General features: G+C 70.3%; 1 protein-coding gene. It reads left to right on the forward strand.

The genetic code is table 11. The features are described from left to right. Positions 1-76 precede the first annotated feature (76 nt). The gene (locus BDK92_RS04290) at positions 77-15817 is read left to right on the forward strand and encodes a hypothetical protein (protein WP_170208481.1); all 15741 of its coding nucleotides are present in this window, start codon (positions 77-79) and stop codon (positions 15815-15817) included. The last annotated feature ends 5 nt before the right edge of the window (positions 15818-15822 follow it).

The raw sequence follows: 15822 nt of genomic DNA on the forward strand, positions 1-15822 counted from the left end.
AGCTCGTCGACATGTGCCGTCTGTGAGGTTCGACGCGGCCGGGGCGGTGAGCGGTTCACCGTGAACCTCCGTGCGGGTGCGTCGCGTCGAACAGGACGACGGTGTCCGGGGCGGCGGGAGGGGTGCGGTGGCGGTACGGCCCGGTGACTGGTCGGCGCTCACGCTGTCCAGTGACCCCACACCCGGCGATCCGGACGTGCTGCTGCGTGTCGCCGGCTACCTGGACGTCATGGCCGGCCATGCCCAGACCGCCGGCGACGGGCTCGCCGCAGTGTTGCGGCAGAGCGGTGAGGGTGCGTTCGTCGGCAAGACCGCGGACTGGCTGCGCGAGCAGATCAGCAAGGAGATGAGCGGCTTCATCGCCGGGGTCCGCACCGCTTTCTCCGCCGCCGGGCCGGCCATCCGCACGTACGCCGAGGCGTTGCGCGAGGCGCAGGCCAAGGCGGACCGGGCGCTGAGCGAAGCGGCCGGGGCCGGCGACGACGAGGAACGGATCAAAGCCCTCAGGACGGAGGCGGAGAACGCCGCGGCGGATGTGAAAACCGCGGCGGGTACGGCCCGGCAGGCCATTCTCGACGCCACCGGGCACATCAAGTCCCCGGTGACGCCCAAGTCCGCCTGTGAGATCTTCTGGGAGATCTTCACCTGGCTGACCCTCGTCATCACCGTGGTCGCCATCTTCGTCGGCGGACCGCTCGGCCTGCTCGCCTTCGCGATGAACGCCGCCCTGGCGGTGAAGGCGACCCTGGACTTCGCGATGGGCAAGACGAACGCGTTGGGTCTGGCGCTCGGCCTGCTCGGCCTGCTCGGCCCCAGCACCCGGCCGCTGATCGCCCTCGGCGACCTGACCAAGCTGGCCGGCAGCGCCTGGCGGAGCATCACCCAGATCAGCCGGAACAGCTTCACCCTGGCCCGGACCGCCATCAACGACTTCTGGCGGACGGTGTCGACGCTGAGCATCAGCGGCATCATGCGCGGCATCGGTGACCTCGGCGTCACCGTGGCCAACTCGGTAAAGGTCGGCATGCTGTTCATCCCGCGGATCGTCGGCCCGCTCGATGGCCTGGCCGTCCGGGGGTTCGTGACTCTGGAGAAGTTCACCCTGGTCACCGTTCCGACGGCAGTCACCAGGCTGGGCAACATCGCACATCAGGGCCTGACCAGACTCGCCGGTCTGACGGTCGACGCTGGCCGGTTCGTCGCCGCCAACGCCGTCAGGTTCGGCAACCTGATGGTGCGGGAGTTCGGCGGCTGGAAGTGGCTGCGGATCTTCCTGCCGCTGGCCGGTCACGAAATCGGCGCCGTCGGCGTGTCCGGGGCGTTCAAGTTCGGCGTGTTGGGTCGCGGGCTCGGAATGACCCGATTCGACGGACTGGCCGCGCTCGGCGGTGGCGTCCGGCTCGCCGAGGGCCTCACCACGGTGAATGTCGTCAAGCCCGGAAGCCCGCCGCCCGCCGGTGGGATCAACTTCAGCCCCGGCGGGCTGCACCTGCCCGATCTGATCGAGAAGCCACTGATCGGTGCGCCGTCGATGCCGGAACTCAGCTTCTCGGCCCGCAGTATCGACCTGTCCGCGACGCGTGGGGTGCTCGGCGCGCACGACCTGGCGGGGCTGCGCGGCGTGCAGAACCTGGACGTGCCGGTGCCGCGCACCGCCGGTGTGGTCGCCCCGATCACCGCGCCCGGCCTGCCCGGTGCCGCGCACGCGGTCGACCTCGGCTCGCTCGCTCGGCTCGACGTACCGACAGTCAACCCGACGGCGGCACTGAACCAGGTCACCATGCCCACAGTAGGCATTCCCGGCTCGGTGACCTTGCCGAACATGCAGATCGGCAACCTCAGCACCACGTTGAACCGGGCCGTCGGTGGCATGGACGGGCTGGCGAACTTCGGTCATGCCGAGCTGCGCAACCTGCACATGGGTGAGGTCAGCGCAGTCCGGGTCTCGGAGACCGGGGTGGCGTTCAACCTCGGTGCGCCGGAAAAGGCGTTCGGCGACACCCCCCTGGCTACCCCCACCCCCACGTCCGCGCCGTCGGTCTCGATCTCCCAGGCGGCGCCGACGAACATCTCCCGGCCGGACGTCGTCGCACCGGCGCCCACGCAGCTCGGTAAGATCGCCGACCCGATCACCGTCCACCAGGCACTGAATTTGCTCGACGGGCCGAACCCGAGCGCACTCACCGCCCTGAACCGGTTGGATCCGCCGTCGATCACCGCGCCCACCGGTCTGGGCCGTGATCTTTCGGCGTCCGCACCGCCCCGCGTGGAGTCGGTCGGCGGCCCATCACCGCAGCAGCTCAGTCACCTGCACGCGCTCGCACAGCTGAAGCAGGCAGAACACGTGCTGGCCAACGCCTCCGGGGACGCGCTGGCCGTGGCCCGCGCCGATAAGGACGTCCGGGTCGCCGAGGCGCTGGTGCGTCGGGCCGAGAGTGGGCTCAAAATCGAAGCCCGGGAACTCTCCCTCAGTGTCGACCCCCCACCGACCCGCCCGACCGGTGCGGTCGCGCCAGACCTCGCAGCGGCCAAGGCAGCGACGGCCCCCGACCTTGCGGCGGCCAGTCCCACTGCGGCGGCGGACGAAGCAGTACGGGCTCTGCAGATCCGGTTGGACAACCTGCGTGAACCCGACGCCCCCCGCGTCGACCTGCCCGCACTGAAGCTGGAGGCCCGGTTCGCGCAGCTGCGCCCGTCGACCTCGGCCGACCTCGCCGACCTGCCTGCGGTGCCCATTCATCAGTCCGGCACCAGCATCGCCGAACTGGAGAGCCGGCTGGCCGCACTACGCGGCACCGACGTACCCGCCCCCGCAGCCCGCCAACTGGAGTTGGAACACCGCCTCAATCAGCTCCGTCCGGGCGGGGCGGCCGAGACCCGCCCGGTCGATCCGGCGATGTTCCCGGACGTCCCGACCATCTCCCCGACGGAGGCCACCGCCCGGGCGACCGCCGCCGAACGCCTCACCGACCTGGAAACGCAGTTGGCCGACGTCCGCGCCGAGGAGATTTCCTCCGGCGCCGGGCCGGGGCGGTTCGACGACGCCGGGGCACCGGCCACACCTCGCGCCGACATCCCGGGTCGGTCGGAAACCCCTGACCAGGTGGGTACGCCAGGACGAACGGAGGGGGGCATCGGCGGCGGCGACGGAATGCTCGACCTGCCCAGCGTGCCGCGAACCGACCCGGCGGCCACTCCAGGCCCGGAGGCACTCAGCCAACGGTTGACCGAACTCACCGCCGATGCGCGCGGTGTCAAGCTGTCCGAGCAGGAGCTGAGGTTGCTCAGCACCGAGGTCCGTACCGCGATCGAACAGGGTCGGCACGGCGACGCGGCCCGAGGACTGAACACTCTGCACGACCGAGTCGACCGACAGGCACTGTTCCAGCGGCTCGACTCGTACCGGGCGCACGTCGACGCCGGGCACCACCGCGCAGCGCAGGTGGGCATGGACAAGTCGACCTGGTTGCAACACGCCATCGACATCGAACGCGCGACCGCCGCCGGACACACCGACGAACTGCACCGGCTGCTCAACGCCTACGAAGACGGCCTCGCCGGCAAGTTGGCCGCGCAGAAGCTGAACGACCAGGTCGTACCCGATGTCACTCCCGGCCGTACCCCCGACGAAGCCGGGTCCGCGGGCGACCTGGATGGGTTGCAGGCACGGCTCGACGCACTCCGTGGCGACCACACCCCCGACCCGCGACTCGCCGGTCTGGAGCTGGAGCTACGCTTCGCCGACCTGCGCGGCACCGACGGCCCCGACGCGCCGCTCCCCCAACTGCCCGACGCACCGACGCTGCCGCCCAGCAGTATCGACGACCTGCAGGAGCGGTTGGACAGGTTGCGCGGGGACAGTTCGCCGGAGCTGGACCTCGCCGGCCTGGAGCTGCGCCACAGGTTGGACGCGCTACGCGGTTCCGACACAGACGTCCCACCGGCCAGGGTCGACGATCTGCCCGACGTACCGACGCTGCCGCCCGGCGCGCTCGACGAGCTGACCGAACGGCTCACCGCCCTGCGCACCCATCGGCAGGAAATGATCGGCATGCCGGCGGCCGAGCGTGCCGAGTGGAACGCCGAGTTCGCCCGGGCGGGCGACGCAGCCGCCGACGCGGACGTGTTGGCCCGGTACGAGGTACGCGTCGCGGCCCTGGATCGGGAGGCTCGCCTCGCGGAGCTGCGTGGCGGCACCGGTCCGCTCTCCGCCGACGAGTACCGGAGTTGGCAGGAGGCGCTCACCCGGGCCGGCGACAATCCGGCCGCCATCGACGATGTGCTGTCCCGATACGGCAGCCGGCTGGACGAGCACCGGCTGGACAGCACCGCCCAGATCAACGCGGCGCTCACCTCCCCCGACCATCTCCGCCCGCTCGACTCCCGGCTCGACGAGGCACTCGGCGGTCTGTCCCAGAGCCTGCGGGACGCGACCGCGGTGCGGCACACCACCCTCGGCGACCGGTTGGCACAGCTGGGTGGACCGGACGGCCCGTGGGCGCCCGGCCGGGCCGCCGACAACCTACCGACGTCCGGGCCGCGCGCCGGGGACGCGACGATCAGCCACCGGCTCGATCAGCTGCCGAGCGTGCCCCGCGACCTGCCGACGACACGCACCGACTCCGCCGGCACCGCCCCGGCCCGGACCGACCCGTCCGCGCCGCCCCGCCCCGGTGCGTCCATGTCGGACGCGCCGACTGTCACCAGACCGGCGGACACCCAGTCGCCGACAAAACCGGCGGACACGTCGCCAGTCACGAAACCGGCGGACTCCCCAACGGAGACCAAGCCGGTCGACCGGCCCACCGTGACGCAGCCGACCTCGGCGAAGCCGGCGGACGGCCCCTCGGTACGGCCGACGCCGACGGAGGGCGGCGAGGTTTCCGAACTACCGGCGCCCCGCCGCCCCGCCGACGACGCGGCCACCGCGCCGCCCGCCGAGAAGGTGACAATGCCGCCGCGTGACCTGCTCGGCGACGGCACACCCGGCAGCCCGGCCCGGGTCGTCGAGGTGGACACCGAGCGGTGGAGGCCGCTGAAGGACGCGTTCCGCTTCGAGCCACCCACCAGCGCCGGCCAGCCACCAAAGGTCACCCGGCCGCCGGCCAGCGGCGAGCGGGTCGGCGTCGGCTATCGACTCACGGTCACCGAGCAGGACATGCACTTCGAGCTGAAGCTGCGCCTCGACGCCGCGCCCGGCGTCACGGCGCAGGAGATCGCCGAGGTGAAAGCCCGCACCGTCGAAGGGTTGCAGCGCTACGTCAACGCGCCCCAGCAACAGCTGCCCGGGTGGGATGTCCCGATCCGGGTGACCGTGGACTTCGACGACCCAGTCGGTGCGCGCGGCGCCATCACGGTTGCCCCTGCCGGCGCCCAGATGTCCCAGCAGACCTGGGCGGCCGGCGCGTCGCCCGCCAAGTACGCCCACGAGATCGTGCACCAGCTCGGCGTGACGGACACCAGTTCACCACCGAACGCCCTGCTGCGCGGCGCCGTCCAGCCGGAGCACGGCGACCTGATGGGTAGCCACCCACACGACGTCGATGAGTTCGTGCTGACTCCTCGGGCGCTCAGCCAGATCGCCGAGGTGCTGTCGCCGTACTTCTCGGGTTCCACCGCCCCGCGCCCGCTGCCGGCAGCGCTCGCCGGCAACGTCGCCGAGGAGTTCTGGGCCTCCGGCGTGGACATCGCTCCCCCGGTCACCAGCGGCGAAGCCACGGTGCCTGCCCCGGCCGGGACGGTGTCGACGTCGTCGGCCACCCCGCCGGCCCCGCTACCGGCCGTCATCGGGAGCAGCACGATACCCACGATCACGGTGACCGCGCCGGGTGAGACCATCCAGATGACGGTCCTGGAAGCGACGACGACGGTCGACAACCCGTTGCCCGGCCTCTACAAAACCCGGCCCGACCTGCTGTACACACCCGATTCCATCGATGACCTCGACGGCCTGATTCGCGGCGTCGAGCAGACCGTCGCCGACGCGGTACGCACCCGGGTGGCGGAGAACCTGCCGCTGGTGCCGGGGCTGTCCAAACTCTCGGTGCAGACCGGCGACATCGCGCAGGCGCTACGCGATGATCCGAAGTCCTTCTTTGTCACCGGTGGACGCAGTTTCTCCGTTCGGGGTGGGCTGTTCGGATGGCACCGGGTCACCGTCGCGCCGACCTGGTCGCCGGCCGCGGCTCAGGTCATCGACCAGTCCGCGGACAAGGCGAAGTTCGACACCCGCAGTGACCAGTCCGCCGGTGTCAAGCATGCCTCCACCACCGGCGGCTCCGGTTCGCTCGGCGTCGGCACGATGTTCCCCCAGCGGGTTGGCTACGGTGCCGGCGGCGCCGTCGACTTCTCCCTTTCCCGGCCGCTGGAGTCGTTCGAGGACGGCGTCAAGCTGACCGACTCGCACAACGTGCGCAGCGGGTCCGGGTCTCACCTGGTGTCCGCGCCGGTCAGTTTCGGGGTCGTCGTGACAGACCCGACCGCGCCGCTCACCGGCCCGACGGCGGCCGTGCGGACTCTCGGCGAGTCCGTTCCGGCCGACGTGACGTTCCGGACTGTCGACGACATCGCCAACGCCGGACCCCGCGAACCCGACTGGCTCACGGTCGACCCGAGCAGGCACACCTCGATGCTGGTGGAGAACTTCACGCCGGTACGCATTCTGCGAGCCGGCATCGGTCTCGCCCACGGCACCGAGCCGGAGGGTACCTGGAACGACGTGGTCGAGGACGCACTCGTCCTGCTCCAGCCCACCAAGACCGTCGGTCCGGGCACGCTGGGGGCAGGACAGGCCCGCAGCCTGTTCGAGGAGCCTTCCATGATCGGCAATCTCATGCCGGCCCTGGACACAGTGGTCCACCCCCCGACGATCACCAGCACGCACGGCGCGCACGCACTGTCGCTGGAACTCACCGCGACCATGCCGAAGCTGTCCATCCTGGCCGACGTCGCCAAGTCCTCCTTCCGCTGGCAGCCGGGGCAGAGCGAAACGACAAAGCTGTCCCACTCGAGCCGGGTCGGCACCGGCCTCTCCCTGGTCCCCGCCCGCTGGGCGTTCGGCCCGGGATACGTGCAGGCGCGGCTCTTCTGGGGCTTCCTGCGCTCGATGACCGCCTCCGCCACCCAGGGCGGCACGTCCCGGATCGGCACCGAGTTCAAGGACATTGCCAATGTCCTGGTGGAGGCACACTTCCGGGTCACCGTGAACGCCGGGCTACGTGAGGTGCCGGGCAGCCGGCTGTTCGGCGAGGGCACGGTCGAACCGATCACCGTCGATCTGGTGGTACTCGGTCACCTGCCTGCGGCCCGGGTGGCCCAACTGCTCAGCGACAGCAGCGTGCTCATCCCCTCCCCGACCCAGTGGTACGTGCCGCCGTACGCGCTCGGCGGCGGACGGTCCGTGACCTACGGACTCAGCGGGTTCCAGCAGCTCTACCTGGACGTGACCGGGCTGATCCGGCGCATCGAGGGCGGCTTCCTGCCCAGGTTCGGCACGTCCGGCAAGGTCAGCCAGATGGGCACCAGCCGCGCGGCGATCGAACGGCAGGCCAACCAGGACGCGCTGGACCGGGTGCTGTCCGTGGCCGGGTTGCGTCAGGGCCGGGGCAGTCTGCTCAAAACCGGCCTGATCGCCGAGCTCAGTCGTACCAAGAAGATCGGCACCCGGCACGTGATCGTGCACGTCACGGCCAGCTACACCAATGCCTTCCGGCACCTCGGCACCAGCCAGGGCGACGCGGTGCGGACCACCCACGCCGACACCTTCCAGGGGAAGATCAGCGCTGGCAGCCAGTGGCGAGGTGCCGTGGCGTTCGAGGGCGGCGGCGTGTTCCGGCTGATCGGGAGCACGGCCGGCGCGTTCGTACCCGGGGGCGCGGTGGAACTGCGTGGTCGATTCGACCGGCAAAGCGGCGCGCAGCTCGGCGGCCAGGAGAGCCGGCTCAGCGGCGGTACGCCGGACTCGCAGGCCTTCGGCAACGACCTGCAGATCGCCGTGCAGGTGTACGCGTACACGAAGCGCCTCGGGCCGGACCCGAAGTCCCGCGTCAAGTTCGGTCGGGTGATGCACCAGCGGTTCCCCCGGCCGGTCACCGACTCGGCCACCCGGGTGGTGAATCCGACCCAAGAGCCGGCGGCCCTGGTCAACGGAGAGCAGTTCACCCGATTCCGGCTGGTCCAGACCCGCCCTGTCACCGTGCAGTTCGACAACGCCTCGGTGCTGGCCCAACCGCTCAACCTGCCGACCATGTTGACGCCGCGGCCCGATCCGCTGGCGGTCGCGCGGCGGACCCAGCTCGAGCTGACCGCGCTGCGGGAGTGGGTCGACGCGGGACCGAAGTCGAGCGTCAAGCGTTGGCTGTCGGTAGAGGACTTTCCTGGTAGCAGCTCCATCGTTGTGCTGGCCGATGACGCGCTTCGAGCCGCCCAGGGATACACCGACACGGTCTCCCGTACCAAGTTGGGCGGGCTGCGCGGCATCGACGGGTTGGCCGAGGGGATGCCGGTCTGGGCCAGCATGATCGACCGGCTGGGCGAGTCGCGTCAGATCCACGGCCTCGCCTCGATGCTCGACGGCGTGTGGCACGTGGACCGGCTCACCTCCGCCGAGGACGGCGCGGCCACCGACCTGACCATCGCGGTCGCGTTGACCAATCCGACAGTGCTGCCGGCGTACGCCACCATCACCAACGAGTCCGCCTCGGTTGGGTCGATGGAGATCAATGCCGCGAAAACCGTCGAGGAGCAGCTCGCGCTACGGGCCAACTTCTCGGCGAACGTCCGCCGCGCCGGAACCAGCAACGACAACACCCATGGCGGTGGTGCCGTGTTCCCGGTCAGCTACGAGAAGGTGCTCTACGCCGGCGCCAAGCGGAACACCGAGAGCATCAGCGGCGCGATCGAACGCAACGCCAACAACCGCAAGGGCAGGCAGCGGTCCTTCCTGGTGGTCTTCGACATGCGGGTGTCGGTGGCCGCGGAGATCACCACCGACCCGGACCGGTACGCCGCGATCCCGCAGTCGCTGCGCACCGGCGAGTGGCTGCACCACCACAAGTCGGTGACCCGGCACGGCACCGTCACCAACGCGATATTCCTGCGGCTGTCCGCCACGACCATGGTCAAGCTCGGCCTGCTGCCGAAGCTGGCCGGGGACCCCGGGATGATCGGGGCATCGTGGCTGCCGACGGTGCCTCCGGCCCTGGGCCTGCCGCCCGGGCGCAGCCCCGGTCTGGGCCTCTACACCTTCGACGAGACCCCGACCCTGACCGAGCCGATGACCACCGTGCTCCGGGCCGAAGCGGCCAGGCTCGGCCCCGACAAGGGCATGGTCAAGAACCTGCTCGACGTGGTGCAGGGCCGGATCGTGAACCGGTCGATCGGCAAGATCTCCGACTCGCTCTCCGGCTCCGGGCTCGACGACCCGATGCTGAACCGCCGCCGCCTGCTCTACCTGTTCACTTCCGAGGGACAGGCGCAGCACTGGCCTGCCATGGTCGACGGCGGGGTGTCGGTGCTGCACATGAAGCCCGGCCGGATGACACAACACTCCCGGGACGTACGTCTGCTCGCCGAGCCCATCGGCGAACCGAAAGTCCTCGGGTTCGTCGCCGACCACAACGACCTGGACATCAAGACCACCCACACCAGCGAGCAGGGCGTCACCAGGCAGCGGATGCACGGCAGTACCGTGACCGCCGGGGTCGCCGGCACCGGCGTCTCCAACCACCACGGTGAGAACCTCGCGGTCGGCATGGGAGACACGGTCGGGCTGGTGTCGCAGGTACTGAACGCGCAGAACGACGGCTCTACCACGGTCGACACGAACCTCAGCTCCGGTCGTGGGGTCAAGGCCAAACTGGAGACACAGGTCAAATACACCCTGGCCATCTTCGACAAGGGCAAACGCGTCGACGGCGACCTGCTTGTCGTACACGACAAGGTGGTCCAGGACCGGTGGGCCGACGACCTCCGGCCGCCGCGGACCAAGCCGGCGGACCCACCCACGCCCTACCGGATCGCCCCACCGGAGAACCTGGCACCCGGCTGGCGGACGCTCAACGGAATGCCGCTGCCGCCGCGATTCAGCGCCGAGGACCTCAACCAGGTCGCCCAGGTGCAAGGTCTCGTCGCGAACCTGCTGGCCGACGCCGCCAAGCGGCTGAAGACAACGGGGTACGCCGGGGCGCACCAGGTCCACCAGAGCCTCACCCCGGAGATCCTGCTGCCCGGCATATCGAAGCTGATGGCCGCTGAGGGTTTCGACCTGCCGCCGACGGTCAGCGCCCAGATCTTCGGGCAGAAGGCGGCGATCGGCATCCGGCTGCTGCCCGTGAGTGCGTCACTCGGCGGCGTCAGCTCCGGCGTCTACCGCGAACACGCGCCCCAGCAGAGCGGTGGCTACAGCACCGGTACCAGCGTGGTGACCCAGAACCTGCGGATCCCCCGCATCCCACTGATCGGGCGGGGCTTCGCCGACGACCCGTACCAGGCGTTGGAGGCCGGTGGGCCCGGCGTCGCCGCCGGTGACACCCAGGCCGCCGCCGAGAGCGGTGGCAACGCCACGGGCGATCTGGGCAACGTCAAGCCCGAGAGCCGCTCGGCCGCCGTCGACTACCTGAGCCGGGTCGAGGTCACCGTCTCGCTGTCGTACTCGCTGCGGCCAGCCAAGACGGTGACGAGCGCCAGCCAGCCGGACGAACTGGTGAACGTGTCGTTGCGGATGGGCCTACACGACGCGCGGACGGCGCTGCACATCCCGAAGGACACCACGGCGATAGCCAAGGACTCGCCCGGCCGGGTGGCCGCCTTCGACGAGATCGTCGATCACGAGGCGAAGCTGGCCAAGGCGGCGGAGAGTTTCGTCTCCGCCGCCGACAAGCTCGACCAGGCCCGCTACGACGCGTACGCGGCTCCGGAAGGCAGCACTGCACGCGTGGCCGCCGAGGCCGAGCTGCCCGGGTTGCACCAGGCTTGGGATCGGGCCGGGCAGGCGTGGTGGGATTTGCTGCAACGGCACCACCAGCTACTCGACGACTTCCGGCACCGCTACCTCGGGGTGGCCGAGGGCGCGAGGGACACCGACGCGGCGAACCTCGCCAAACACATTCAGGACGAGAGCGTCCGCCTGACCGAACCCGCTGCGGGCAGTACCGACCGGTCTCCGGACCGGACGGACGTCGCCCCGCCACCACCAGGCAAGCAGCAACAGGAACCAACCACCAAACCCGCCACACAACCCACCAAGCCGACACCACAAACCACCACCGCACCACCGGTCCAACAACTCACCAGCACAGTGCCCCAGTTGTCGACGGGGACGTCGCAGGTGCTGCCGACGCCGGGTGGTGGGCTCTGTCAGCTCTACGCCGCCGTCGGCAGCGCCCCTGAGCTGGTGAGCGCAAGGCTGGCCGCCGCAGGACTCGGCACGCCAGCCCTACACGCGTGGCTCGGCGACCCCGGGGTCGTCCGCGCCCGGATCACCACCTGGGCTGCCCAGGCGCGTGGGCTGGTGCCGCCGACCACCCAACTCGGTGAGGCGGCAGAGCTGCTCCGCCGCCTGGTCGAGCAACACCTGCGCGGGGTGGGCCCGGACGGCGTGCCAGCGGCAGCTCTGGAGGGGTACCGAAACAACCGGGTGTTGCAGTTGCGTGCCGAGGTGGATGCGATGAACCGCGACACCCTGCTGGGCCGGCTGCAGAACGCGGGCATCACGAGGCTGCGCGACCCCGGTCTGCTACCGGCCCTGCACATGCGCTATCTCTACCTCAACCAGCGAACCGCCGACCTGGTCGCCGCCGGGTGGGATCCGGCGGTGGCCCGCGCCCACGCGGAGAGCCAGGTGCCGCTCAAACCCACGCCGGACGGTTCGCCGCCCCGCGACTTGGCAGACGAGGCACTCTCGATACGGGCCATGTTCGACTACCTCACCGCCAGCGGTCATCCCGTCGGACTGCAAGCACTCTCCGACGAGACGCTGCGGGACCAGCTCATGACGCACCTGCTCGACCCGCTCCGGCCGGCCGACGCCAGCGAGTTCTCCGCCCTCACCGAGGCGGTCCAACGCTGGCAAGACCGCTGGCAGGACCCGGTCGGCGAGGCCTTCGCGGGGCTGTTGGCCGCCACGTTGGACGCCCGGGTACGCATCCACGCACCCGAACACACCCAGACGCTCGGCCGCGAGGACGCGCCCCTGTTCGACGTGTACCGCCGCAGCGACCACTACCAGGCGATGGTCAACCATCAACCCCCGCCGGCGGAGTCCGCGCCACCGAGCGAGCAGTCGGTGGCCGAGTTGGACCACACCAGAGGTCCTGCCGTCGATCCGAAGGGCGCCAAACCGTTCGAGATCGATCCGCCCGGACCCGCCGACGGAAAGACCATCAGCGGAGACGCGCTGCGAACCCAGCAGATGCGCGTCAACCCCGCCTGGATGCCACTGTCCGACTTCACCCCCGAGATCTACGCGGGCCGCCCCGACGCCCACTGGCACTACGTCGTCACAGAGTCAGACGGCATCATGATCGGCAGCGAAGAGATCCTCACCGTCGTCTCCGCCAAACAACTCGACGACCTCCACGTCGCCATGCACACCAAAAACCCCGACCTCACCCTCGACCAACTCAGAAACAGCATCAACCAACAGGGGCACCCCACCATCGGCGTACGCTTCGACACCGACGGCCGCGCCTACGTCGGTAAGGGACGGATCAGCGGTGAGCTGCACCGCGACCCGGAAACCGGCCAATGGATCGTCGACGACAAGTCCGGCCGTTACATGAGCGAAAAAATTCGCCCCGGACTCGACCCCGTCGACGTCAAACGCTGGCTCGACGGTGTCGCCACGAGACTCAGCGAACAAATGGGCGTACCCGTCGAAGCCCGGCCGTACAAACACACCACCGCCCCACCACCAGCACCAACCACCCAAACCGCCCCCGCCCTACAACAGCCCTCGGCCGACACCGCCAAACCCACCGAGGCCACCACCACCGCCCCACCACCGGAGGACCTGCGCGCGCGGTGGGTGGAGTTCAAGGCACAGCGTCTGCAGGCCGAGGGCACCGATCCGACGGCGGCCGAGATCCTCGCCAACGGCCTGACTGCCGACCGCGACACCATGCTCGCCGACCTGGCGACCCAGCAGGCCATGCCTGCTGGCCCAGCCAAGACCGCCACCGCTGACCTGAGCACCGCCGCGCCTGCGCCGAACGTCCAGACGGCGGCCACGACCACGACAGCGACGGCGACGGCGACGGCGACGGCGACGGCGACCACAGCCACGACAGCAACAGCAACAGCAACGGACACGACAACGACCACCGCACTGATGGGGCACATCCCGCCGCCCGGGCCGGACTACCGGCTACTCCGCTCCGCCGGTTCGGCGCACCTGGCGAAGCTGCACGACGAGGTGCGGCGGCTGATCGCCACGAAGACCGACGGCCAGGGGCAGCTCGCGGCCGAAGTCTGGTGGGACATCGCCAGCTTCATCACCAAGGCCCTTGACGCCCCACCGGTTCGAGCGATTGTTGGAGCCCGTGCCGGCCTCGAGGGTGCCTTCCGTCTCCAGCACTGGATCATGGAACTCGCGACGGACCGTCCGGTGGACGAAGTCATCACGTGCCTGGTGCATGAGCTGGCACATCTCGAACAGTTCGCGGTGATCGCGCAGCTGCTGGCCACCCGGTCCGGCGATCCGGCGGCGGCTGGCATGGTCACCGGTCACCCGGACGTCCAGCGGGAACTGTGGGATCGGCGGGTGACCGACGACCCGAGATATCCGGCGATGCAGCAGGTATGGGACAGCCACATGGACCCCGCCGCTCGTCAATTCAACGATCTCTTCGTCCAGTTCAAGCTGCTGACCGGCGACGCGCAGCAACGACTTTCGGCCGCCGAGCGGATCGACGGGTTTCCGCCCCGGGTTCTCGACCGACTGCGACGCGGCCTCCAACTGCTGGATCTGCAAAACCAGATCGCACCCATGCGTTACAACACCCAGCCGGCCGAGATGCAGGCATTCCTGACCCAGCTGCGGTACACGTCACTGGGCTCGGTACGCGACTGGAGCGGTACGCCCGTCACTGCGGTGACGCCGCCGGACGGCTACATGGTGGTCGCCCTGGGTCGGGCCGGAAGTGTCCTCCGCCCGACGGGGGCGGCCACCGAACCGCCCCAGCGATTCGCGCACCCGGAACGGCCGCTGCTCGTCATCGAACTTCCCGACCCGGCTCGGGCCGACCAGGTGCTCAACCAGTTGAGCACTCAGTTGCCCTCTCGCGCGCTGGTGGAGCTGGTCGTCCCCGCCCCGATCAGCGCGGCCAGGGCGAAGGAGCTGTCCCGGCTGCTCGGTCCGGAGCAGCAGCTCGCCCTGGCGCCACACCTGATAGAACCGCCCGGGGTGGAGCTGTCCGACCAGTTCGTGTCGTACAGCCGGCTACACACCGCGACGCTGCCGGCGTTCGCGCGATACGTCACCGTGCACCACAGACCGCAGTTCCCGCAGCTCGCCACCCCCGCAAGCGATCTGAACAACCTCGGCCGTGGCCGGTGGGCGGTCTTCGGCGAGGACTGGCAGGCCACGTCGGTGGGCAACCGGGTCTGGGTGGGGCCGAAGGACGCGACACCGGTGATCGAGGACGGCGACCCGCGAGTGGTCATCGGTGTGCCATCCCGGGACACCCCCTGGCCGGCCTGGCAGAACGGCATGTGGCTGGCCCGGATGCTGGCCGGTCAGGAAGGCACCCCGGACGCCCCACTCGCCCGGGTGCACCGACCCGAGACGCAGCCGCCACCGCCGGTACGACTCGACGGCAACCTGGTGCACGCCGTGACCGAGCAGGACGCCGAACTGGCCCGGCTGGTCACCGGCGACCAGGGCCCTCTCGCCGCCTACGAGTACTCCTTCCCCACCCCGTACCCACCGCTCGGGGTCGTGCCGGGCCAGGACCTCTCGTTCACCGTGCACAACCTGATCGACGCGTTGCTCGACGCGACCGACGTGGCGCCGACCGAGCGGGACGTCGCGGTGCTCCTCGACGCGCTGACCGCGCTGGCCAGCAAGATCGGCTCCACTGGCCCGGCCGCCCTGCGGAACCTGCTCGCCGCCGGCTACCTGGCCGCGCGGGCGTACGGGATCGGTGGTTTCGGTCCCCGCCGACTCACCGCGGCCTACCGCGCGCTGCGGCTGCTGGAGCCCGACGGGCCCCTGGCCTCAGGGCCGACGGCGGCGGCTGACCTGCTCTCCTGGATCGACGGCGTCAACGTGGACACCTGGGCCGCCGACCTTCCGGTGCGGCTCATGCAGGTGCTGGACCGGTTGCAGGAGCCGGGCGTCAAGATGACTCAGCTGACCGCCGCCAACCAGGCGGATGCGGAGCGGATCCGCTCCGCCCTCGGCGGGCTTGCCCCGCTCGACACCGGTGTCTGGGCCACCGCCGGTCTCGGCCCGCAGGTGGGGCCGATGTCGGCCGACGGCGATCTCGTGCTGGTGTACCCGGCCGGGCCTCAGCTACAGCCGGTGCCGCCCGGCAGCACTCCGGTCGACACCGCCGACCAGGTGCCCACCGCGTTGTTGGCGGTCCTCGGAGACCAGGCCCGCGCCCGGCTCAACCCGGACGGGGGCCGAGATGTTCGGGTACGACTGGTGCCGGTCACCGACGCGCCGATCACCCGGAACGCCTTCTACTTCCTCCTGGATGATCTCGCGGACCTGAACGACCGGCTTGGCTGGCGGGTCGTCCTGGGTGATCCGGTACGCCCCGACGGAAGCCCGGTTCAGTTCACCGAGACGACCCCGGAACCGTCCGCCGGCTGAACCGG

This window comes from Micromonospora pisi (genome assembly GCF_003633685.1).
Taxonomy (GTDB): domain Bacteria; phylum Actinomycetota; class Actinomycetes; order Mycobacteriales; family Micromonosporaceae; genus Micromonospora_G; species Micromonospora_G pisi.